The 22,278-nt window shown below is 51.2% G+C and carries 19 protein-coding genes and 2 pseudogenes; 15 read left to right on the top strand and 6 right to left on the bottom strand.

Features of this window, described 5'->3' with window-relative positions; translation table 11 throughout:
- The first annotated feature begins 116 nt into the window (after positions 1-116).
- From DW757_RS06005 to deoC, 10 genes are all read left to right on the top strand, one after another.
- Entirely contained in the window at positions 117-1,766 is a 1,650-nt protein-coding gene (locus DW757_RS06005) for a polysaccharide biosynthesis protein (protein ID WP_021965838.1), read from the top strand.
- A 138-nt stretch (positions 1,767-1,904) separates the two neighbouring features.
- Positions 1,905-3,293, top strand: coding sequence for an MATE family efflux transporter (locus DW757_RS06000; RefSeq protein WP_118751285.1), 1,389 nt, complete (start codon positions 1,905-1,907; stop codon positions 3,291-3,293).
- A gap of 27 nt (positions 3,294-3,320) precedes the next feature.
- A complete protein-coding gene (locus DW757_RS05995) occupies positions 3,321-3,704 on the top strand; it encodes a VOC family protein (protein ID WP_118751245.1) in 384 nt (127 codons plus the stop codon).
- A gap of 453 nt (positions 3,705-4,157) precedes the next feature.
- Complete coding sequence (locus tag DW757_RS05985) at positions 4,158-5,096, top strand: transporter substrate-binding domain-containing protein (protein WP_021965836.1); 939 nt, start codon at positions 4,158-4,160, stop codon at positions 5,094-5,096.
- A 72-nt stretch (positions 5,097-5,168) separates the two neighbouring features.
- Positions 5,169-5,852 carry an amino acid ABC transporter permease gene (locus tag DW757_RS05980; protein ID WP_008395688.1) on the top strand — a complete coding sequence of 228 codons (684 nt, stop codon included), beginning with the start codon at positions 5,169-5,171 and terminating at the stop codon, positions 5,850-5,852.
- Between the two features lies 1 nt (position 5,853).
- Positions 5,854-6,579 carry an amino acid ABC transporter ATP-binding protein gene (locus DW757_RS05975; RefSeq protein ID WP_044930734.1) on the top strand — a complete coding sequence of 242 codons (726 nt, stop codon included), beginning with the start codon at positions 5,854-5,856 and terminating at the stop codon, positions 6,577-6,579.
- 50 nt (positions 6,580-6,629) lie between these two features.
- Positions 6,630-8,081: an amidohydrolase gene (locus DW757_RS05970; protein WP_118751243.1), complete on the top strand. Its 1,452-nt coding sequence runs from the start codon at positions 6,630-6,632 to the stop codon at positions 8,079-8,081.
- 510 nt (positions 8,082-8,591) lie between these two features.
- On the top strand, positions 8,592-9,383 hold the full coding sequence (udp, locus tag DW757_RS05965) for a uridine phosphorylase (protein WP_118751242.1): 792 nt from the start codon (positions 8,592-8,594) through the stop codon (positions 9,381-9,383).
- Positions 9,384-9,653: 270 nt separating this feature from the next.
- On the top strand, positions 9,654-10,856 hold the full coding sequence (locus DW757_RS05960; RefSeq protein WP_008395682.1) for a phosphopentomutase: 1,203 nt from the start codon (positions 9,654-9,656) through the stop codon (positions 10,854-10,856).
- Between the two features lie 77 nt (positions 10,857-10,933).
- Entirely contained in the window at positions 10,934-11,593 is a 660-nt protein-coding gene (deoC, locus tag DW757_RS05955) for a deoxyribose-phosphate aldolase (protein ID WP_118751241.1), read from the top strand.
- 338 nt (positions 11,594-11,931) lie between these two features.
- On the opposite strand, the gene DW757_RS05950 is transcribed toward deoC, so the two are convergent.
- The 3 genes from DW757_RS05950 to DW757_RS05940 all read right to left on the bottom strand — a co-directional run bounded on the left by DW757_RS05950 (position 11,932) and on the right by DW757_RS05940 (position 13,642).
- Positions 11,932-12,342, bottom strand: coding sequence for a nucleotidyltransferase domain-containing protein (locus tag DW757_RS05950; RefSeq protein ID WP_008395677.1), 411 nt, complete (start codon positions 12,340-12,342; stop codon positions 11,932-11,934).
- 84 nt (positions 12,343-12,426) lie between these two features.
- A complete protein-coding gene (locus DW757_RS05945) occupies positions 12,427-12,978 on the bottom strand; it encodes an adenylate kinase (RefSeq protein ID WP_118751240.1) in 552 nt (183 codons plus the stop codon).
- Positions 12,979-13,054: 76 nt separating this feature from the next.
- Positions 13,055-13,642: a GNAT family N-acetyltransferase gene (locus tag DW757_RS05940; RefSeq protein ID WP_008395673.1), complete on the bottom strand. Its 588-nt coding sequence runs from the start codon at positions 13,640-13,642 to the stop codon at positions 13,055-13,057.
- Positions 13,643-14,028: 386 nt separating this feature from the next.
- Between DW757_RS05940 and DW757_RS05930 the strand changes: the two genes are divergently transcribed.
- From DW757_RS05930 to DW757_RS05920, 3 genes and pseudogenes are all read left to right on the top strand, one after another.
- Positions 14,029-14,412 carry a GntR family transcriptional regulator gene (locus DW757_RS05930; RefSeq protein WP_191445035.1) on the top strand — a complete coding sequence of 128 codons (384 nt, stop codon included), beginning with the start codon at positions 14,029-14,031 and terminating at the stop codon, positions 14,410-14,412.
- Positions 14,409-15,101 (top strand): annotated as a pseudogene (locus DW757_RS05925) (ABC transporter ATP-binding protein); the annotation flags it as partial. The gene DW757_RS05930 and the pseudogene DW757_RS05925, both read left to right, overlap by 4 nt.
- Before the next feature lie 127 nt (positions 15,102-15,228).
- Positions 15,229-16,050: a hypothetical protein gene (locus tag DW757_RS05920; RefSeq protein WP_118751237.1), complete on the top strand. Its 822-nt coding sequence runs from the start codon at positions 15,229-15,231 to the stop codon at positions 16,048-16,050.
- A gap of 123 nt (positions 16,051-16,173) precedes the next feature.
- On the opposite strand, the pseudogene DW757_RS17605 reads toward DW757_RS05920, so the two are convergent.
- From DW757_RS17605 to DW757_RS05900, 3 genes and pseudogenes are all read right to left on the bottom strand, one after another.
- Positions 16,174-16,371, bottom strand: a pseudogene (locus DW757_RS17605) (Lrp/AsnC ligand binding domain-containing protein); the annotation flags it as partial.
- A 159-nt stretch (positions 16,372-16,530) separates the two neighbouring features.
- Complete coding sequence (locus DW757_RS05910) at positions 16,531-16,818, bottom strand: helix-turn-helix transcriptional regulator (protein WP_015544170.1); 288 nt, start codon at positions 16,816-16,818, stop codon at positions 16,531-16,533.
- Positions 16,819-17,100: 282 nt separating this feature from the next.
- On the bottom strand, positions 17,101-17,559 hold the full coding sequence (locus tag DW757_RS05900) for an Lrp/AsnC family transcriptional regulator (protein WP_015574475.1): 459 nt from the start codon (positions 17,557-17,559) through the stop codon (positions 17,101-17,103).
- A 356-nt stretch (positions 17,560-17,915) separates the two neighbouring features.
- On the opposite strand from DW757_RS05900, the gene DW757_RS05895 reads away from it, so the two are divergent.
- Both DW757_RS05895 and DW757_RS05890 read left to right on the top strand, forming a co-directional pair.
- Positions 17,916-19,298 (top strand): MATE family efflux transporter, encoded by a 1,383-nt coding sequence (locus DW757_RS05895; RefSeq protein WP_118751236.1) that lies wholly within the window; start codon positions 17,916-17,918, stop codon positions 19,296-19,298.
- A 343-nt stretch (positions 19,299-19,641) separates the two neighbouring features.
- Positions 19,642-22,266, top strand: coding sequence for a heavy metal translocating P-type ATPase (locus DW757_RS05890; RefSeq protein WP_118751235.1), 2,625 nt, complete (start codon positions 19,642-19,644; stop codon positions 22,264-22,266).
- Positions 22,267-22,278 lie beyond the last annotated feature (12 nt).

Here is a 22,278-nt window from a genome sequence, read left to right as displayed (position 1 = left end):
ATGAACTCAATTTTAAAACATGGTCTAGGAATTTTGCGTAAGATGTAGTAAAATAAGGGCGGTTTTTGCGCTTTTTGTGCTTTAAAAGTTGGCAATGAACAGAGGAGAATAAACATATGAATGAAAAAAAGGGACAGGCTGTCGGAAACTTTCTGCTCCAGGGCAGCATTCTGGCAGCCGCAGGGATTCTGGTGCGGCTGATTGGTCTGCTCTACAAAATCCCCATGACACGGATTCTGGGAGATGAAGGGATTGGATACTATAATACCGCCTACGAAATTTATAATATTGGTCTGATCCTTTCCTCCTACAGTCTTCCTTTGGCGGTATCAAAGCTGATTGCGAAGAAGGAGCAGGAGGGAAGAAGACGGGATGCAGGACGTGTGTTCTGCTGCGGCATCTTTGTGGGTGTGTTTGCAGGCGGAGTGATGAGCGCATTTCTGATTCTCTGTGCAGACTGGATCGCCTCGGGCATTTTTAACAGTCCGGGAAGCGCCCTGCCGCTGCGCGTGATGGCTCCTACCATTCTCGTCTTTGCAGTGATGGGAGTGTTTCGGGGATTCTTCCAGGGCCACGGTAATATGATCCCCACCTCCGTATCCCAGGTGGCAGAGCAGGTGGTGCATGCGGCTGTGAGTATCTGGGCCTCCTGGGATTTTATGAACCGCTATGCAGGAACTGAGAATCCAGCCTCCTGCGGAGCCGCAGGGGGAACCCTGGGAACTCTGGTGGGAGCGCTGGCTGCTTTCGTTATTCTGGCATTCTGGATGGCGAAATCTCACGGAAATGCCGGAGGCTACTGGAGAGCGGCCAAGGGATCGGGAGCACAGAAGGAGAGGGGAGATCGGGAGGACGTTTCCGGATACGGAGAGATTATGAAGCTTCTGCTTCTGACCTTTGTCCCCATCATTATGAGCCAGTTTGTCTACCAGCTGAGCGGTTCGGTGGACAATTCCATGTTTGGCATTATTATGGGAGGGAAGGGCCTTAGCGAAGCAGAACGGCTTTCCCTGCTGGGAATCTACGGCGGAAAATACAGGCTTCTCACCAATGTGCCTGTGGCTATCGCATCCTCTCTGGGAGCGTCCATGATCCCGAGCATTGTGGCGTCCCGTGTCATGAAGCGGCCCGGGGAGGTAAAGGAAAAAATCTACATGACCATCAAATTCAATATGCTTTTGGCCATCCCCTGCGCGGCTGGCATGTTTGCCCTCTCCTCCCCGATCATGCGTCTGGTATTCGCAGACGGCAGAAAAATGACTTCGGATCTTCTGATGTTAGGTTCCTGTGCCGTAATTTTCTTCTCCCTTTCCACGGTGACGAATGCAGTGCTTCAGGGCATTGACCAGATGAGAAAATCAGTGACCCACTCGGCCGTCTCCCTGGCGATCCATGTGGTTTTTGTCTATGTGATGTTAGAGCGTCTGAACTGGGGAGTATACGGGCTTGTGATAGGAAATGTGACCTTTGCCCTGGCGGTCTGCATTTTAAACTGGGTTTCTATCGGCCGGACGCTCCGGTACAGGCAGGAGGTGAAAACTACCTTCCTTCTGCCTCTCGCCTGCTCTGCAGTTATGGGGGCTGCAGCCCGCCTGGTCTATGAGGGAATCTGCCATTTTGTGCCCTCCAATACTCTGGGAGTTCTGGCTGCTGCAGGCGTCGGGGCCCTTCTCTACGGCTGGCTGCTTGTGGTCACCAGGGCAGTCAGTGAGAAGGAGCTGAGGAGCATGCCCATGGGGCGGCTGCTTCTGCGCTTTATGAGATAAACCTTTAAGATAAGCCTTTGAAATAAGCCTTTAAAATGGGAAGTGTGAATAGAAAATCACGGCAGGCGTCGGGCCGGCGGACAAAATGCGGGGGATAATCGCTATGGAAGAAAAACGGACAGGAAGGAAATGAAGAACATGGCAAAAAGCGAAATAAGGGATATGACGACAGGTTCGCCCTTTAAACTCATTCTGGGATTTGCGGTTCCTATGCTTCTGGGACTTTTGTTCCAGCAGTTCTACAGCATGGTAGATACAATTATCGTGGGAAAGTATCTGGGCGTGAAGGCCTTAGCCGCCGTTGGTTCCACCGGCTCTATTAATTTTATGATTATCGGCTTCTGTACCGGAGTGTGCAGCGGATTTGCCATTCCGGTGGCCCAGAGATTCGGGGCAGGAGATTATCGAGGGCTTAGAAAGTTTGCGGCAAACGCGGCCTGGCTGTCCCTGTTTTTTTCTGCAGCAATGGCTGTCACGGTCTGCGTGCTCTGCCGCAGGATCCTTCTCTGGATGCAGACGCCGGAGGACATTATTGACCAGGCGCACAGCTACATCTTTATTATATTTGCGGGAATTCCGGTGACCTACCTTTACAATATGACAGCCGGCATTATCCGCTCTCTGGGGGACAGCCGCACACCGGTCTATTTCCTCCTGCTGTCCTCCGTGATTAATATAGTCCTTGATCTGTTTACGATCATTGTCCTTAAAATGGGTCCTGCCGGGGCTGCCTGGGCGACGGTGATCTCCCAGGGAGTCTCCGGTGTCCTCTGCCTCCTCTATATGAAGAAGCATTTCGAGATTCTGAGGCTTCAGAAGGACGAGCGGAAGATAGATGGCCAGATTATGAAAATTCTCTGCAAAATGGGAATCCCCATGGGGCTTCAATATTCCATCACTGCCATTGGAAGCGTGATCCTTCAGGCCTCTGTGAATACCTTAGGCTCCATGGCAGTGGCGGCGGTGGCTGCAGGAAGCAAGGTCAGCCTGTTTTTCTGCTGTCCGTTCGATGCCCTGGGCGGTACCATGGCCACCTATGCGGGACAGAATGTGGGGGCAAAGAAGCTGGAGCGGATCAGACAGGGAGTAAAGAGTGCGTCTGTCATCGGCTGTATCTATTCTGCGGCTGCCTTTCTTGTGCTGCTTCTGTCCAGCGGAAAGATAGCGCTTCTGTTTATGGACGCAGGGGAAACGGAGACGATCAGCCGCGTCTCCCTGTTTCTGACTGCCAACAGTGCTTTTTACATACCTCTCGTCTTTGTCAATGTAGTGCGCTTTGCCATTCAGGGGATGGGCTACAGTACCTTCGCCATTCTGGCAGGTGTGTTCGAGATGGCTGCCAGAGGTCTTGTGGGACTTTTCCTGGTCCCTGTATTCGGCTATATAGCAGCCTGCTTTGGAAGTCCCCTTGCCTGGGTGTTTGCGGATATTTTCCTGATTCCCGCCTTCTCCCACTGCCTGAGGAGGATGAAAAAGAACTTTGAGGAGAATGAGGAAAAATACACAGCAGGACAGCTGAGTAAATAAGGAAATGGTTTATCAGGAGGAATAAGTATGAAAGTGGAGCATATTGCATTATACGTGAGGGATCTGGAAGGGGCCAGAGAGTTTTTTACCCGTTTCTTTGGGGCTGAGGCAGGCGAGGCGTACCACAATCCCAGGACGGATCTTAAGACGTACTTTCTCTCCTTCGGAGACGGGGCAAGGGTAGAGATTATGAGCCGCCCGGAGATGGAAGATAGGGAGAAGGGGCTCATGCGCACCGGCTATATCCACCTGGCCTTCAGCGCCGGGAGCAGGGAGGCGGTGGATCGTCTGACAGAAGAGCTGGCCGGGGCAGGCTATGAGGTGCTGAGCGGCCCCAGAGTAACCGGAGACGGCTATTATGAGAGCTGTGTGCTGGGCTTTGAGGACAACCAGATTGAAATTACGGTGTAAAATTAAAAAGTGTAAAATTAAAAAAGAGGTTTTATTGATCCGGGGAGGAGCAGTAAAGCCTCTTTTTTCGCTCTATAGGAGAGGACTTGCTGCATTGCAGCATAAGCTGCCGTCTCCTGCAGAGAAAGACACACTTTACTTTGGATGCGCACTCGCCCGCATAAAGGCTGCCGCTTCGCAGCCCCAGCCGGCGCGAAGCGAAGAAAAAGGCCTTCACCCATGAGAGGGCGGGGAACTGATGCGGCCTGCCTGCTTTGCTTCTGAGACAGCAAAAAGAGGGCGAAAAGGGAGGAAAAGGAAGAATAATGGCAAAAATGAATGAATAAAAATACATAAAAATATTAAAATTATTATTGACAAATCGTATTTTAAGCGGTATCATACATATCATCTTACATATATATGCAAATTAAATGTATAAAAATTAGTTTTGTAAATGAGGAGGATATGATTATGAAAATGAAACATACGGCAGTTCTTACAATCGCAGGTCTGGTGGCAGCAGCATCTCTGACAGCATGCTCCGGCGGTTCACAGACGGCAGCTACAGAGGCGTCAAAGGCAGATACACAGGCAGCCGGGGAGACGGCCGGCACTGCAGCAGCAGGTGAGACAGAGAAAGCGGATGCAGCTTCCGAGGGACGTCTTGCGAAGATTAAAGAATCAGGAAAGATCGTAATGGCCACGAGCCCGGATTTTGCACCGTTCGAGTTTAAGGATATCAGCTCCGGAAAGATGGAGTATGTGGGATGCGACATCGAGCTTGGAAAATATATTGCAGAAAAGCTGGGCGTTGAGCTGGAAATTCAGGCGATGGATTTCGCAGCCGTTCAGGCAGCCGTCACCTCCGGTTCCGTGGATATGGCGATTTCCGGCTTCTCTTACACAGAGGACAGGGCGCAGAGCATGGGCCTTTCCAATAAGTACGATTACGACAGAGGAGAGCAGCCCAGCACACAGGGAATTTTGATTCTGGCAGAGGACGCCGATACACTCAACACGGCAGAGAGCTTTGCCGGGAAGAAGGTGGCGGCCCAGAACGGAGCGCTTCAGCAGTCACTGGTGCAGGAACAGCTTCCGGATGCGCAGATGGAGACAATCACAAATGTCAATGACGGAGTGATGATGCTTCAGACAGACAAGGTGGACGCGGTAGCTGTGGCAACCTCTGTGGGAGAGACCATGATTGCCAATTACCCGGAGCTTCAGTTCTCTGATTTCTGGTTTGAGACAGATGACGACGGAAATGTAATCGCAGTTCCCAAGGGCGAGGAGGCTCTTCTGGAAGTCATCAACGAGGCAGTCGATGAGGTGATGGAGCAGGATCTCTACACAGAGTGGCATAAAGAAGCTGTGGAGAAGGCCGAAGCTCTCGGAATCGATATGAACTAGGCGTCAGCTGAAAGCGGAAACAGGAAAAAACAGAAATAAGCGCCGGAAGGAAACAGGCGGGGAGAGATAGTTTTGATTGAGAAAATAGTTCAGATTTGGGATAGGTACTGGATGCTGTTTATGCAGGGACTGGGAGTTACCCTCCTGTTAAGCCTTGTGATCGTGATTGTGGGAACCCTTCTCGGGTTCCTGCTGGCGATGCTCAGGCTCAGCAACTGGAAAATTGTAAAAATCAGGCCGTTAAATACACTGGCCGGAATCTATGTGGAGATTGTCAGAGGCACGCCCATGCTGCTTCAGCTGTATTTCTTTTACTTTATGCTGCCCATGGCATTTCCGAGTATGAATTTAAGCCCCATCGTCTGCTGCGCAGTGGCCCTGTGCCTGAACTCTGCAGCATACGTTTCTGAGGTTATCCGCTCTGGCATCCAGGCGGTTGACAAGGGGCAGATGGAGGCGGCCCGCTCTCTGGGGCTGAACCACCGCCAGGCTATGGTGAAAGTAATTCTGCCGCAGGCGATTAAAAATATCATGCCGGCTCTGGGAAATGAGTTCGTCATGATGATCAAGGACACATCCCTGGCTTCCACCTTCTTTGTGGGAGAACTGATGACGGTATGGCAGACCGTGAGAGGTGTACTCTACCTTTCCCTGGAGCCGCTGATTATCGTGGGCTGCATCTACTTTATTGTGACTTTCAGCCTGAGCAAGGGAATCAATTTCATGGAGAGGAGAATGAGGGCAAATGAGCGATAACATTATCACAGTGGAAAATTTACATAAGAAATTCGGCTCCCTCCATGTATTAAAGGGCGTGACGGAGCATATCGCAAGAGGAGAGGTAGTCTCTGTCATAGGGCCTTCCGGCGGCGGAAAGTCTACATTTCTGCGGTGCCTGAATCTTCTGGAAACGCCGGAGGAGGGAAGGATTCTCTTCGAGGGAACCGACATTACCGATAAGCACGTGGATATCAACATCCATCGCCAGAAGATGGGAATGGTGTTCCAGCATTTTAACGTATTCCCCAACATGAGTGTGGGAAAGAATGTCACCATGGCGCCTGTTCTCCTCAGGAAAAAGACACAGAAGGAAGCAGACGAGATGGCCAGGGAGCTGTTAAACAGGGTAGGGCTTCTGGAGAAGTTTGACGAGTATCCGGGAAAACTGTCCGGCGGCCAGAAGCAGAGGCTGGCTATTGTCCGGGCCCTTGCCATGGAGCCGGAGGTCATGCTGTTTGACGAGCCCACCAGCGCTCTTGACCCGGAGATGGTAGGAGAGGTTCTGGATGTTATCAAGGGGCTTGTGGACACGGGAATGACAACGGTGATCGTAACCCATGAGATGGGCTTTGCCAAAGAGGTCTCAGACCGGGTATTTTTTATGGATGGAGGCGTGATTGCCGAGAAGGGAACTCCGAAGGAAATTTTTGAAAATCCGCAGAATGTGAGAACAAGGGAGTTCCTGGGCAAGGTGCTGTACTAGAATGCTGCGCCGGAGCCGGAGAAAGCACTCCGGCCGGAAGGGAGAAAATAATGGGAAAAAAGGAAGCACTTTTATATATTGACAGCAAGGCAGAGCTGATCACAGAGGTATCAGATAAAATCTGGGGCTATGCAGAGCTGTCCCTGATGGAGCATCAGTCATCGGAGCTCTATGTGAAGATTTTAGGGGAAGAGGGATTTTCCGTGGAAACTCATGTCTGCGGAATTGACACAGCCTTTATTGCCACTTATGGGAGCGGGAAGCCGGTGATCGGGATCCTTGCAGAGTATGACGCTCTCTCCGGCCTTTCTCAGGAGGCGGGAGCTGTGGAGCGGAAAGAGAGGATACCAGGCGGCTGCGGTCACGGCTGCGGTCACAACATGCTGGGCGCAGGAGCCATGGCCGCGGCTCTGGCGGTAAAGCATTACCTGGAGGAAAAGGGAGAGGGAAGCGGAACCGTCAAATTCTACGGCTGCCCCGGAGAGGAGGGAGCCGCTTCCAAGGCGTTTATGGCCAAGGCGGGAAGATTCAATGAGCTGGATGCCGCCCTCACCTGGCATCCGGGAACGGAGAACGAGGTGACAAGCGGAACCTGCAATTCCTGCATCCAGACGGAGTATAAGTTCACAGGACTGGCCTCCCATGCAGCCGGAGCGCCGGAGCTTGGACGCTCTGCCCTGGACGCAGTGGAGCTGATGAATATCGGCGTGCAGTTTTTGAGGGAGCACATGGGAAGCGAGTGCCGGATCCATTACTCTATCACCGACGCAGGCGGACAGTCTCCGAACGTGGTGCAGCCGAAGGCACAGGTACTCTACATGGTTCGTGCCAAGCTCATGAAGGAGGCCATGGAGCTCCAGGCCCGGGTCGATAAGATTGCAGAGGCAGCTGCCATGATGACGGAAACTACGGTGAAGAAAAAATTCATCGACGGCTGCTCCAACACAGTGACAAACCGCCCGCTTGAAAAGCTGTTCTATAAGAATTTTGAGGAGATCGGCGTGCCGTCCTACACAGAGGAGGAGGTTGCCTTCGCCGAAAAACTCAATGCTTCCTGCGAGCTGGGAAAGACTGCTCTGCCCGGTTCCTTCACAGACGAGAGCTTTGAGCTTCAGGAATTTGTGGACAAAGCCAGCAATCACGGCACAAAGGCCATGAATGATTTCCTGATCCCCTACTTCTACAGCGAGAAAATGAAGGCCGGCTCCACAGATGTGGGAGATGTGAGCTGGAATACACCGACAGCCCAGATTCGGGTGGCCTGCTTCCCGTCGGCTGCGCCGGGACACAGCTGGCAGAATGTTTCCTGCGGCGCCACCTCCATCGGGCACAAGGGGACTCTGACAGCCGGAAAGGTTATTGCGGGAACAGCCATTGACCTGTTTGAAAACCAGGAAATCCTTGCTGCTGCCAAAGAGGAGTTTGAGAAGAAGACAAAAGGCGGCTACTACTGTCCCATTCCGGACGGCGCAAAGCCGGTGTTAGCCGGAGAACAGATGTAGAGAGAGGCTTCAGAAAACATACATAAAAAAACAGAACAAACAGACACAAAAACCTGGAAAAGAAGACGTAAAAAAGCTGTGGAAAAGCGGCCGGGAAAGACGCGCTTACAGCAGAGAAACGTGTCTGAATACAGAAAGCCGGGGGCGCTGTAAAATCATCTCTCAGAGAATACAGAAAGACTTCAGAAGTCGGAAAACTGTATCCTGTGAGGGAGAAGTTTTACAGCGCCCTTGCTGCAGTCGGACAAAGAGATCTGCCATGAGTCAGGCTGCGGCAGATGGCCGGCCGGGAAGCGGGAAAGACCATGGGCTGTCTTTTTTGGGCCTTCAGGCGGTTCTGTCTGGGTTCTGCCTGGGGGCGGGAGCAGAGAGGAATTGAGGATTGAAAATAGGCAGGGCTGATGATATGATACAACTATCAGCGGGACGAGAAACGCAGCAGGAAAACAGCGGGGGAGGGCTCAGAGGGCAGCTGTGAGCTCACAGCTTCTGGAGGAAAGGAGAGAAGGTATGCAGAACTATTCAGGAGAAATTGGATTAATGTATCACTTACAGATCAGGAAGGGCGATGTGGGACGGTATGTGATCCTTCCGGGAGATCCCAAGAGGTGCAAAAAAATCGCGGAGTTTTTCGACAGCCCTGTTCTGGTGGCGGACAGCAGGGAGTATGTGACCTACACGGGAACGATTGACGGGGAGAAGGTGAGCGTTACCTCCACCGGAATCGGCGGTCCCTCGGCTTCCATTGCCATGGAGGAGCTGGTTCAGTGCGGGGCTGATACCTTCATCCGTGTGGGAACCTGCGGGGGCATGGATTTAGAAGTGGTGGGCGGAGATATTGTCATTGCCACAGGCGCCGTCCGCATGGAGGGAACCAGCAGGGAGTACGCGCCCATTGAATTTCCGGCAGTGGCGAATCTGGATGTGACAAACGCCCTGGTGGGGGCGGCCAGGGAGCTTGGCATGAAGTATCACACAGGTGTGGTGCAGTGCAAGGACGCCTTCTACGGCCAGCACGATCCGGAGCGCATGCCGGTGAGCTATGAGCTTTTAAACAAGTGGGAGGCATGGAAGCGTCTGGGCTGCAAGGCCTCCGAGATGGAATCGGCGGCTCTGTTTATTGTAGCTGCCCACCTGGGCGTGCGCTGCGGCTCTGATTTCCTGGTGGTGGGAAACCAGGAGAGGGAGAAGCTGGGAATGGAAAACCCCATTAAGCACGACACAGAGGCGCCTATCCGGGTGGCGGTGGAGGCTATCCGCCGTCTGATTCAGGCAGATCGTCTGGAAGAGAAGAGGAAATAGGAGACCGGAAGGAAATGGCTTGTCACTCTGTTTCAGGCTGTGGTAAAATATGCTGTACTTCATAGGAAAATCCGTAAAACCTGCACGGCTGGAAAGGCAGAAAGAGAAGGCGCTGAAACAAAACAGCCCAAAAAGCTATAAAAACGAAAGCGCAGAAAGAAAAGACCATGAAAAACGAAAGCGCAGATAGAAAAGACCATGAAAAACGAAAGCCGGAAGGCCGGAAGCAGGAGAAGAATCAATTGCAGTCAGAAGGAGGCAGAACTTGCGATGGGACAGTATAAAAAGTATAAGAGAATTTTCACAATTGTTTTGGATTCCCTGGGAGTAGGAGCCATGGAGGACTCTCCCCAGTACGGAGACATCGGCGTAGACACTCTGGGACATATTTCAGAGTCTGTGGACACCTTTGAGATTCCAAACCTGAGGAAACTGGGAATGGCCAACCTCCATCCCTTAAAGCAGGTGGAGAAGGCAGAGAACCCTCTCGGAAAATACATGAAGATGAGGGAGAAAAGCTGCGGCAAGGATACGATGACAGGCCACTGGGAGATGATGGGGCTCTATATTACGACGCCTTTTAAGACCTTTACGGAGACAGGATTTCCGAAGGAGCTGATCGACGAGCTGGAGAAGAGAACCGGACGGAAAATCATCGGCAACAAGAGCGCCAGCGGAACGGAGATCTTAGACGAGCTGGCAGAGGAGGAGATCGCCACAGGCCATCTGATCGTCTACACCTCCGCTGACTCCGTTCTCCAGATCTGCGGAAATGAGGAAACCATGGGGCTTGACAACCTGTACCGCTACTGCGAGATCGCCAGGGAGCTGACTCTCAGGGACGAGTGGAAGGTGGGACGCGTGATCGCAAGACCCTATGTGGGAAAGAAGAAGGGTGAGTTTAAGCGCACTGCCAACCGCCACGACTACGCGTTAAAGCCTTATGGGCAGACAGCCTTGAATGCCTTAAAGGATGCCGGCTGCGACGTGATCTCAGTGGGAAAGATTTTTGATATCTTCGACGGAGAAGGTCTGACAGAGTCCAACAAATCCCAGAGCTCCGTCCACGGAATGGAGCAGACCATCGAGATTGCAAAGCGTGATTTTACAGGCCTTTGCTTTGTAAACCTGGTGGATTTCGACGCCCTGTGGGGACACAGAAGAGACGTGAAAGGATACGCAAAGGAGATTGAGCGGTTTGACAGGAAGCTGGGAGAGCTGCTGCCCCTGTTAAAGGAAGATGACCTTCTGATTCTGACGGCTGATCACGGAAACGATCCCACCTACACGGGAACTGATCACACCAGAGAAAAGGTTCCTTTTATCGCCTGGTCCCCTTCAATGACCTGCGCAGGAGCCATGGAAGAGAGCGATACCTTCGCGGTGATAGGAGCAACCATAGCAGACAATTTTGGCGTACAGATGCCGGAGGGGACAATCGGACGCTCCAGGCTTGATGAGATTGCAAAGTAAACTGTAAAAAGTAAATTGTAAACATAAACTGCAAAAAGCAGCTTGTTAAACAGACAGTGAAATGGAGAGAGAAAAAAATGGACAGACAGGAAATTTTAGGACGCCTGGATCACACACTGCTCACCCAGACTGCCACCTGGGAGCAGATTCGGAAACTCTGCGATGAGGGAATGAAGTACCGCACGGCTTCCGTTTGTATTCCGCCTTTTTTTGTAAAGAGGGCCAAGGAGTATGTGGGGGAAAGGCTCCCCATCTGCACGGTCATCGGGTTCCCCAACGGATATATGACAACGGCGGCAAAAGTGTTTGAGACAGAGGACGCGGTGAAAAACGGAGCCGATGAGATCGATATGGTGATCAATATCGGTATGGTGAAGGAAGGGGACTATGAAGGAGTTCTAAACGAGATCCGTGCCGTGAAGGCTGCCTGCAAAGGAAAACTCCTGAAGGTGATTATAGAAGCCTGCCTTCTCACAGAAGACGAGAAAATTGAGATGTGCCGCGTGGTGACAGAGTCCGGCGCAGAGTACATTAAGACATCCACCGGATTTTCCACGGGAGGCGCAACCTTTGACGATGTGGCGCTGATGAGAAAGTATGTGGGTAAGAACGTGAAGATAAAGGCTGCCGGCGGGATCGCAGGCGTGGAGGATGCAGAAAAGTTCATCGGACTTGGCGCAGACCGCCTGGGAACCAGCCGGCTGATCCGGCTTCTGGAAGCAGAAGAGGGAAATTAAAGCTGCCAATCTGACAGTCAGAAGGAAGAGGCGGGGCAGAATCAGCCTGACGGGTGATTCTGCCTCGCCTTTTTCCATTGCAGAATTAAATTCAGCCTTCGCTCTGTATGGTTTCTCTGTATTCCCAGCATATTCCCGGCAGAGGTTCAGATTCCGGAGAATGCCAAACCGGCCTGGCTGTTCCGGATGAAAAAACTGGAAAGAACCTCTTGAAAGAACCTCTTGAAAGGACTTCTGAAAAGGACTTCTGAAAAGGACTTCTGAAGAAGGGTTCTGAAAAAAGACTTTCCCTTCACCGCCGGGGGCGGATCACTCCGTCAGTCTGAGAAAGGCTGCGTTTATCTGCAGGACGGAGATGGTTCAGGCGTCAGATTTTCAAAATAGTGTTTTTTATCCAGAATAATTTGATAGCCATCGCTTAAAACTTTGTATGTCCCCCTATCTAAAGGTCTTTCTATCCACGAGGGTTCTGCAATTCCAAACTCGACCTCCGGTCCGTTCTCATACCACACACGGACAGAGGTACACGCGCCATAATACTCTGTTTGTTTTGATAAAACTTTTCCGAAATTTTGAACAAAGTCCTGATTGGCAACCATTTCCGCTTTATTCGGTGTAATAACCACAATATCCAAATCAGAATCTTCTTGATTCGTACCTCTCGCATAAGAGCCTACGAGAATAACACTCTCTATAAAAGAGTTGTTTTCAGAAAACGCTTTTAGAGCACTGATAAAATCTTCCATCATACAGTTACCTCTCCTGTTTTAAAATTCCGATTTTTATTATTCCCTGCATCAACGCTGTGAATGGAAATGGAATTGAATTTTCCATCAAATTTCCATCAAATCTGACGTCTGCCGGTCAGGCTGCTGTAAATCAAGTTCCACCTTGTATTCGCTGTCGATCAGCAGGTAAGGATAACCATGCTTTCTGCACATAGCAAGATATTCTGCATTGTCTTCCAGCACAGATTCCTTCGTACACCAAGTGTCATCGATGCGCTTCTCAATGTCACTGGCGTGTTCTTTTATATCTGAAAAATGCCGTTCAATATAGGCTTTGCTCATGACAAGGCAGCAGTAGCGGATTTCCTTCAGATATTCTTCAGAAAAGTCTTCTTTCCAGTTACTGGGGATATAGCATCCCTCGACAATCAGATTCTGCCTGTTTTCCACAGCGGTCTTTATCATTTCCCGCACAATCGGCCATAAATAACTGGTGAGTTCTCTGTCATCCTCAGGGGTCAGACTGGTGTTTCTGCTCCGTATTAACCCCATTTTCAGGAGATCAAGGGATAAATAGGGATAATGATATGTTTCAAGCAGTTTCTGGGATAATAAGGTCTTTCCCGTATGGGAGGCCCCCGTAATGAGTACGATCAATTTCTGTCCTCCTAAATCTTAATGGTATATGCTTTTTCCGGATTCTGTTCTGGCTGGGTTTCTGCAGAGGGTAAGGCTAGATGTCTGTTTCTTTAAAATGAACAGGAGAGATATCCCAGTATTTCCGGTAGACCCTGTCCTCATTTCCGTCGAGATTTAACTGATACATTCTGAATATAACGAAAAAATTTTTGGGCTGCCATTTCTCCTTGTAGGAATATTGATACTTCATCCCCAGCCGTTTCATGACCTCGCCGCTTCGGGGATTATGGATATCGTGTGTGGCTGTTATATATGGAATGCCGTCTTTTTTTAACTGACCGATAATCGCCCTGCCGGCCTCTGTGATAATCCCCTGATGCCAGAATTCTTTTTTCAGTCCATAGCCGAAATCATAACTGTCCTCTGTACTGACGTTTACATAGCCCACAGGGAAATTATCTTTTTTTAGGCAGACTGCGTAGCTGTATGCACAGTTCTGGCGGTATTTCTTTGCGTAATGCTCTTCATAGAATATTCTGGCTTCTTCCATTGTTTTCAGAGGAAACCATGGCAGGAAGGTATTGACCTCTTCATCACAGTAAATCTGATACAGGGCTTCCAGATCATCCTCCGTAAATTTTCTTAAAATAAGTCTCTCTGTTTCTGTCGTTGGCGTATTCATCCTGCTGCTCCCGATTATTTTTACCTTTTTTTAGCTGCTTTCAGGCGGCTTCACCGTCCACAGGTTCCCTGGGTGCTTCCTGCTCCCTGGAAGGCCTGGCAGGAATTGTACCTGCCTGTACAGGGAAAGTGCACCTGGGAGAGCTTCTGCAGAAGCATTATAGCAGAGGAAGATGGGGAAGTCCAGGGAAAGGGAAAAGGGATGCAGGGCGTGAGGCAGACGGCTGATAAGTTTCATGATAAATGGGTTGACAATCGGTTCTGTTTATTGTATAACTGTATTAAGGAACTAATACAAAAATACAATGGCGTGATAAGCAGGAGAAAAAGCGCACTGCAGCTGCCATCATGTCAGAAAAATACTCAGAGAAAAGCGGAGGTGAGGCGATGGAGTGGAAGATTACGGATGACAGACCTATCTGGATGCAGCTTTCTGAACAGCTGGCAGCCCAGATTGCAGCCGGGGCTTACAGGCCCGGGGAGAGGCTGCCTTCCGTCAGGGAGTGCGCGGCCCAGGCGGGGGTGAATCCGAATACGATGCAGAGAGCCATGGCAGACCTGGAAAGCCAGGGGCTTGTGATAACGAACAGAACAGCGGGAAGGTGTGTGACACAGGATATGGAAAGAATTAAAAAACTGCGCTCGGGGCAGGCCAGAGAACAGGCTGTCCGGTTTTTAGAGCAGATGGGAACGCTGGGATATACAAAGGAAGAGATACGCCAGGTACTGGAGGAAGCACTGGAGAGCATGACAGAGGAGGGGAAACTATGAGTAAGGAAATACTTATCTGCAGCGGCCTGGGAAAACGGTTTGGCACCAGGTACGCGCTGAGAGATGTAGAACTCAGAGTGGAGAGCGGGAAAATTATCGGGCTCCTGGGGCCAAACGGTTCCGGGAAGACCACGCTTATGAAGCTGGCAAACGGGCTTCTGAAGCCTGAGGAGGGGTGGATCGAGATAGACGGACGCAGGCCCGGCCTGCACACGAAATCAGTGGTATCCTACCTGCCGGATCAGATGTATTTTGCAGACTGGATGAGAGTTTCTGATCTTTTAGCCATGTTTTCTGATTTTTACAGAGATTTTGACAGAGAGAAGGCCGGTTCCATGCTGAGGGCTCTGGATATCTCCGAAAAGGAGAGGATGAAGACTTTATCCAAGGGCAGCAAGGAAAAGGTACAGCTTGTCCTGGTCATGAGCCGGCAGGCAAAGCTGTACCTCCTCGATGAGCCAATCGGAGGCGTTGATCCGGCGGCACGGGATTATATCCTGAAAACCATTCTCACCAATTATTCAGAGGATGCGTCGGTGGTGATCTCCACCCACCTGATTGCAGATGTGGAAAAGGTCTTAGACGAGGCTATATTTTTAAAGGAAGGACGGCTGGTGCGCCACAGCAGTGTCGATGACATACGGGAGAAGGAAGGGAAATCGGTAGACCGGCTGTTCCGGGAAATTTTTGCCGTACAGAGGCCGCAGACGGGCGGAAATCCCCCTTTTGAACCGGCGGTGAAGCCTGGGCTGCAGGATCAGGAGGAAGGAAAGACAGAGAAAACTGTACACGAGGATCAGAAGGAGGAGAGCTAGTATGTTCAGAAAACTGTTAAAATATGAGTGGAGGGCAATGATGCGGACCATGCTGCCCATTTACGGAGCCACACTGGCAGTTGCCCTGATCAATGGCTTTTTGTTCCAGAACGTATTTGGGACTGGTTCAGAGACGCCGGCGCTTCTGGAATATACCAGGATAGCGACGATGACGCTTTATATCTTTGTGATGGCGGCAATGGGAGTATTCACGGCAGTTATGGTGATCCAGCGGTTTTACAAAGGCCTTTTAAGGCAGGAGGGATATCTGATGTTTACCCTTCCTGTCAAAACCTGGCAGCTTGTATTTTCCAAGGCCTGCGTTTCCCTGGCAGCCACGTTCTGCTCTCTGACAGTTGGAATCCTGTCGCTGGGAATGTTTGGCGGAATTGACTTTTTTGGGGCACTGTTCCAGATACCGGGACTGATAGTGGAATTTATACAGGAGGGAATGGCCGCCGACAGGACGCTGTTTCTTCACTGCATGGTCTTCGGTGTGGAGCTTCTGCTGGCTCTGGCAGTGGGAACACTGTCCTCCATCTATGAGCTGTATTTTTCCATGACTCTTGGACAGATGTCGAGAAATCACAAGATTATATGGTCTGTACTGTGGTTTGTGGCAGTGAGCACAGTATTTAACTTTATCTCCATGGTGCTTATGGGGAATGCGTCTTTATTTGTCCGGTTCTTAGACGGAATGGAAAGCGGAGTGGCATTTCTCCATGTATTGGGCCTCGGCCTTCTGGCCATACAGGCGGTGAGCCTTGCGCTTCTCATGGGAGGAACCGGGTATGTGCTGGAGCGGAGGCTGAATCTGGAGTAAGGGTTCAGGGAAGAAAGGAAGAGAAGGAGAACGCATCTGCGATTTAAAGAAGGACTCAGGCGGGAGGCCCGGGTCCTTTTTCTTACAGCCGCAGCCCTTAATATCCTTAATCCTCGACAGAATAATATTGCAGGACAGATCCGAAAGCCCTGGAAGTGTGAGAACCGTTTCGTTCAAAAATGCTTCCAGCTCCTCCTGGCTGGCGGCGACGGCGTGGACGTGGAGACGGCAGCGGCCGGAAACCTGGTATATCTGGGTGATAATATCGCAGTCCTTAAGTTTTCTGCAGCCTTCTGAAAAGCCGTCCGGAGAAAATTCCATCTCGAAATAACAGGAAACAGCGCCGCTGATTTTCTGACTGTGTCATCCGAATTTTCCAGAAAAAAGAACCCATCTTGAAATGGGTTCTCTGATCAATGCGCAATATTCTGCGTTTTACAGCTCTATATGCTTCCCGAGAAATAAATATAAGGGAAGCTGTTATACCATTGGCTTTGACTGTGTGACAGTAAGTTTTAATCCAAGCTGACAAAAAATTTTCAGCAGTGTGTCAAGGTTAGGGGTTGTTTTTAAGGACTCAATCCTTGCCACAGAAGACTGAGGAATGCCGCACATATCTGCGAGTTCACGCTGGCTAAGTCCCATGGCGTTCCGCTGTTTTACCATTGCAGTGACAATGGATGAAATATTTTCTGCTTCGTCAATGTCTCTCGCAACCTCTGGGTCAACAGAACGGACATGCGCTTTGTAATCATTCCAAGTTTTCATGACGGTCACTCCTTTCTTGAAAGCCAGTCATTGCGTTCGGCTTTTGCTTTTTCGATTTCACGGCGCGGTGTTTTTTGGATTTTTTCTGAAGCGCACTTCATGTTAGGAGTAGCAGCAAATGGTGTGACTTTCGAACGAAGGACTGATTTATACGGCGAGCCCGGATCCTTTTACTGGAGGCAAAACGTAGAGGGACTTTTGAAAAAGCAGGGAGTCCGAAGATACAGTCAGCGTTTTATCTATACAGCTCTATTTAATCTGTCCATCCGCATGAAGGCCTTCCTACAGCCGCAGCCCCTTAATATCCTTAATCCTCGACAGAATAATATTGCATGATAAATCTGAAAGCCCCGGCAGTGTGAGAACCGTCTCATTCAAAAACGATTCCAGCTCCTCCTGGCTGGCGGCGACGGCGTGAACGTGGAGACGGCAGCGGCCGGAAACCTGGTAGATTTGGGTGACAATATCGCAGTCCTTAAGTATTCTGCAGCTTTCTGAAAAGCCGTCCGGAGAAAATTCCATCTCGAAATAGCAGGAAACAGCGCCGCTGATTTTCTGAGGATTGATAATGGTCGTATACTCCTCGATAATTCCGCGCTCCTCCAAAGCCTGTATCCTGCTTTTTACGGCAACCCGGGAGAGCCCCACCCTGACGCCTATGTCGGAGTAGGACATCCGCGCATTTTCCGTTAAAAGTGTAATAATTTTCTGATCTGTGGCATCCAGATTTCCCAGAAACATGAGGTGATTCCTTTCTTAATCTTATATTGTTTATATAATTCTGCATGATGCGGCAGTGCTTGCAGATTCTCTCCTGGCGCCCTAAGGAAGCCAGCGGCTCGGCGCAGGTCCTGCGGTCATTATACCATCTCGACTAGCGTCTCGATGGAGCTGCTCGTCAAATGCATGCTCATGCAAGCATGGCATGCGCTTTCCTCGCTATTGTACCATACAGCCAAGGAACCGGACAACTGGTTTGGTCAAAGCTGCGGCGGCCAGTGCCTCTTTTTGTTGACACACCTCCGTTTTTTCTGCTATGATAGACAAAATGTTTTCTTCAAAACGAAAGTACACTCTTACGAAACGGAAGTGAAACCATGAGCAAAACCATGAGAGAAACACTGACAGCTGGCCGCAGCATTGATCTGACAAGCGGCCCGGTAGCCCGCTCCATGTGGCTGTTTGCCCTGCCTCTGATGGCCGGAAACCTGCTTCAGCAGTTTTATAATGTAGCAGATACCCTGATCGTGGGTCGTTTTCTGGGGGCTGGGGCCCTGGCGGCGGTGGGATCCTCCTACACGGTCATGACATTTCTCACCTCGGTGATTCTGGGGCTCTGCATGGGAAGCGGAGTTCTGTTTTCCATGCTCTGCGGGGCCGGGGAGACGGAGCGGATGAAAAACAGCTTTGTCCAGTCCTTTTTCTTTATTGCCCTGGTGACGGGCCTGGTGGAAGGGCTGGCCCTGCTTCTGATTGATCCCATGCTTGCAGTTTTCCAGATTCCCGCTGATATCCTGAAGGACACAAAAGCCTATCTGCAGATTATTTTCATAGGTCTTGTATTCACCTTTGTCTATAACTATTTTGCAGCCCTTTTAAGAGCCCTGGGAAATTCTCTTGTGCCGCTGATGTTTCTGGCAGTGTCGGCTCTGGGAAATATTGTGCTGGACCTGGTGCTGATCCTGGAATTTCATATGGGCACGGCCGGGGCGGCCTGGGCCACCATTACAGCGCAGTTCTTATCCGCCCTGGGAATTGGAATTTATGTGTGGGTAAAAATGCCCCATCTTTTGCCGGGCAGGCGCCATTTCTACCGGGATTCGGAGATTTTGAAAAAAATTACGAGATATTCCCTTCTCACCTGCGTACAGCAGTCGGTGATGAACTTCGGCATTCTGATGGTACAGGGGCTGATTAACAGCTACGGAGTAACGGTTATGGCGGCCTTTGCGGCAGCGGTGAAGATTGATTCCTTCGCCTACATGCCGGTTCAGGATTTCGGCAATGCCTTTTCTACCTTTATTGCCCAGAACCACGGGGCCGGCAGGAAAGAAAGGATACGCCTGGGCCTTCGGGCAGCAGTGCTGAGTTCAGGGGCCTTCTGTCTTGTAATCTCCTTTGTGGTTGTGGCATTCGGAGGGAGACTGATGACTATCTTCATCAGCCCTGAGGAAACACAGATTATCCGAATCGGCGCCCAGTATCTTCACGTGGAGGGCGCCTGCTATGTGGGAATCGGGTGCCTGTTCCTGCTCTACGGGCTTTACAGAGGCCTTGGGCATGCGGGGGTTTCAGTTATTCTCACAGTGATTTCCCTGGGAACCAGAGTTGCCCTCGCCTATCTGCTCTCCCCCATACCGGCAGTGGGCCTTCTTGGGATCTGGTGGGCAGTGCCTATTGGCTGGTTTCTGGCGGATATTGCAGGATTTGCATATTTCTGGAAACTGGATAGAAGGGAGAAGAGAGAAGCAATATCTTGAAACAATGACAGTCAATCAGGGAAAACGGGGCCGGCAGCCATATTTGGGAAGCCGGCCCCGTTTGTCAGATCGTCCCCGACGGTTGAGCAGGGCCCTCTCTGAGAGGAAGGCTTAAGTCGGAAACCGTTCCATGTACAGGAAAGTGGCAGGAAAATTGCAGGAAAATCTGATTTTTCTGCAGGCGGAACCGCTCCCCTGCGGCTGCAATCACATCACAGCCGCCCGGATGCGTAGAATTGCCTTTAAAAAGGCAGACTATCTGGAAAGGATCCGAAAGTGAGGAATATCTCTTGACATATACCCCAATAGGGTATACAATGTTATCAGAAAAGGAGGTATACAGATGGAACAGTACACTGTGACAGGTATGAGCTGCGCTGCATGCAGCACCCGTGTGGAGAAGGCTGTGTCAAAGGTGGAGGGCGTGACTTCCTGCTCCGTTAGCCTTCTGACAAATTCCATGGGTGTTGAAGGTACAGCAAAGCCTCAGGATATAATTGCGGCTGTGGAAGCTGCAGGATACGGAGCTTCCTTAAAGGGAGGCACCGGCAGCGCAAAGGAGTCATCGAGGAGAGCAGGTTCCAGTACGGGGGAGGAGATGCTGAAAGACAGGGAAACCCCTGTGCTGAAAAGGCGGCTTCTCTGGTCCCTTGGCTTTCTCCTCGTTCTCATGTATTTTTCCATGGGACATATGATGTGGGGGTGGCCGGTTCCGGCTTTTTTCGCCGCAAACCATGTGGCTATGGGGCTTTTGCAGCTCCTTCTGACAATCGCGGTGATGGTGATTAACCAGAAATTTTTTATAAGCGGTTTTAAGAGCCTGTGGCACAGGGCGCCGAACATGGATACCCTGGTTGCTCTCGGCTCCGGCGCATCCTTCGTTTACAGCACCTACGCCCTGTTTGCCATGACAGATGCCCAGATGAAGGGTGACATGGCTGCAGTGATGGGGTATATGCATGAATTCTACTTTGAATCTGCCGCCATGATCCTGACCTTGATTACAGTCGGGAAGATGCTGGAGGCCCGCTCCAAGGGAAAAACCACGGATGCTCTGAAAAATCTGATGAAACTGGCTCCCAAGACTGCCTGCATCATAAAGGACGGGAAGGAGGAGACTGTTTCCATTGAAGAGGTGGCAAAGGGCGATATTTTCGTGGTGCGTCCCGGAGAAAATATCCCGGTGGATGGGGTGATTATAGAGGGAAGCAGCGCGGTCAATGAGTCGGCTCTGACAGGGGAGAGCATTCCCGTGGACAAGGAACCCGGCCATAAGGTGTCTGCGGCTACCCTGAACCAGTCTGGATTTATCCGCTGCGAGGCCACGAGAGTCGGTGAGGACACCACATTTTCTCAGATTATCCAGATGGTCAGCGACGCGGCTGCGACGAAAGCCCCCATTGCCAAGGTGGCGGATCGGGTGTCAGGCGTCTTTGTCCCGGCGGTAATTGCCATTTCAGCGGTGACGATTCTTGTGTGGCTGTTTTTGGGCCAGACCTTTGGTTTTGCTCTGGCAAGGGGGATCTCCGTCCTCGTCATCAGCTGCCCCTGCGCCCTTGGCCTTGCCACCCCGGTAGCCATCATGGTGGGGAATGGAATCGGGGCAAAAAACGGCATTCTGTTTAAGACGGCTGTTTCCCTGGAGGAGGCGGGAAAGACAGAGATTGTCGCTCTCGACAAGACGGGAACGATTACCCTTGGTGAACCGAATGTGACGGACCTGATCCCTGCAGAAGGCGTGGCAGAACGGGAGCTTCTCTCCCTTGCCTGTGCCCTGGAGAAAAAGAGCGAGCATCCTCTTGCCCGCGCAGTGCTTAAGAAGGCGGAGGAAGAAGGGCTGAACGGGGCTGAGGTCACGGAATTTGAGGCTCTTGTGGGAAACGGGCTGTCGGGAAAGCTGGACGGGAAAGAGCTGCTTGGAGGAAGTCTTTCCTTTGTAAGCAGTCAGGCAGCTGTTTCTGAGCAGATGAGGAACCGGGCAGAGGAGCTTGCCGGAGAGGGAAAAACGCCTCTTCTGTTTGCGGCAGACGGGATCCTTGCGGGGATCATCGCAGTGGCTGATATTATCAAGGAGGACAGCCCGAAGGCGGTGAAGGAGCTTCAGAATATGGGAATCCGTGTCGTCATGCTGACCGGAGACAATGAGAGGACGGCGAAAGCCGTCGGCGCTCAGGCCGGAGTGGACGAGGTAATTGCCGGAGTCCTTCCGGACGGCAAGGAGGCTGTGATCAGAAAGCTCAGAGAACAGGGGAAGGTGACCATGGTAGGCGATGGAATCAATGACGCCCCGGCTCTCACCAGGGCGGATATCGGAATTGCCATCGGGGCAGGAACGGATGTGGCGATTGACGCGGCAGACGTGGTTCTGATGAAAAGCCGCCTGAGCGATGTGCCGGCAGCTATCCGCCTGAGCCGGGCTGCTCTCAGAAATATCCACGAGAACCTGTTCTGGGCCTTCTTCTACAATGTAATCGGGATTCCCCTTGCAGCCGGCGTCTGGATCCCGCTGTTTGGATGGAAGCTGAATCCCATGTTCGCAGCTGCGGCTATGAGCCTGTCCAGCTTCTGCGTCGTATCAAACGCCCTGCGCCTGAACTTTTTCGATATCAGGAACGGGGCGAGGGATAAAAAATTAAAGAATAAGCACCGTGGCCAGGAGACGGCTGCAATGTTTAAAAATGAGAGCTGTGAAAGCAGCTGTCAGCCTGCAGAGAGGCCGGATGGAAACAGCCAGGGGGCAGAAAAGGAGGAAAAGATAGTGGAAAAGACAATGACAATTGAGGGAATGATGTGCGGACACTGTGAGGCCAGGGTGAAAAAGACACTGGAGGCCATTCCGGGAGTGACAGAGGCCCAGGTAAGCCATGATAAGGGAACTGCTGTGGTTTCCATGAGCGTTCAGGTGGCCGACGATGTGTTAAAAGAGGCAGTGGAGGCTCAGGACTACAAGGTGACTGGAATTCAGTAGCAGCCTCTCAGG

This window comes from Clostridium sp. AM29-11AC, assembly GCF_003480545.1.
GTDB classification, from domain to species: domain Bacteria; phylum Bacillota; class Clostridia; order Lachnospirales; family Lachnospiraceae; genus Otoolea; species Otoolea saccharolyticum_A.
The sequence above is the reverse complement of the archived record's forward strand: the minus strand, read 5'-3'. Positions and strand labels throughout refer to the sequence as shown.

Excerpts from the sequence above, each read along its gene's own strand:
- DW757_RS06005 (WP_021965838.1), top strand. The coding sequence starts at position 117 with ATGAATGAAAAAAAGGGACAGGCTGTCGGAAACTTTCTGCTCCAGGGC.
- DW757_RS06000 (WP_118751285.1), top strand. The coding sequence starts at position 1,905 with ATGGCAAAAAGCGAAATAAGGGATATGACGACAGGTTCGCCCTTTAAA.
- DW757_RS05995 (WP_118751245.1), top strand. The coding sequence starts at position 3,321 with ATGAAAGTGGAGCATATTGCATTATACGTGAGGGATCTGGAAGGGGCC.
- DW757_RS05985 (WP_021965836.1), top strand. The coding sequence starts at position 4,158 with ATGAAAATGAAACATACGGCAGTTCTTACAATCGCAGGTCTGGTGGCA.
- DW757_RS05970 (WP_118751243.1), top strand. The coding sequence starts at position 6,630 with ATGGGAAAAAAGGAAGCACTTTTATATATTGACAGCAAGGCAGAGCTG.
- udp (WP_118751242.1), top strand. The coding sequence starts at position 8,592 with ATGCAGAACTATTCAGGAGAAATTGGATTAATGTATCACTTACAGATC.
- DW757_RS05960 (WP_008395682.1), top strand. The coding sequence starts at position 9,654 with ATGGGACAGTATAAAAAGTATAAGAGAATTTTCACAATTGTTTTGGAT.
- deoC (WP_118751241.1), top strand. The coding sequence starts at position 10,934 with ATGGACAGACAGGAAATTTTAGGACGCCTGGATCACACACTGCTCACC.
- DW757_RS05950 (WP_008395677.1), bottom strand. The coding sequence starts at position 12,342 with ATGATGGAAGATTTTATCAGTGCTCTAAAAGCGTTTTCTGAAAACAAC.
- DW757_RS05940 (WP_008395673.1), bottom strand. The coding sequence starts at position 13,642 with ATGAATACGCCAACGACAGAAACAGAGAGACTTATTTTAAGAAAATTT.
- DW757_RS05930 (WP_191445035.1), top strand. The coding sequence starts at position 14,029 with ATGGAGTGGAAGATTACGGATGACAGACCTATCTGGATGCAGCTTTCT.
- DW757_RS05920 (WP_118751237.1), top strand. The coding sequence starts at position 15,229 with ATGTTCAGAAAACTGTTAAAATATGAGTGGAGGGCAATGATGCGGACC.
- DW757_RS05910 (WP_015544170.1), bottom strand. The coding sequence starts at position 16,818 with ATGAAAACTTGGAATGATTACAAAGCGCATGTCCGTTCTGTTGACCCA.
- DW757_RS05900 (WP_015574475.1), bottom strand. The coding sequence starts at position 17,559 with ATGTTTCTGGGAAATCTGGATGCCACAGATCAGAAAATTATTACACTT.
- DW757_RS05895 (WP_118751236.1), top strand. The coding sequence starts at position 17,916 with ATGAGCAAAACCATGAGAGAAACACTGACAGCTGGCCGCAGCATTGAT.
- DW757_RS05890 (WP_118751235.1), top strand. The coding sequence starts at position 19,642 with ATGGAACAGTACACTGTGACAGGTATGAGCTGCGCTGCATGCAGCACC.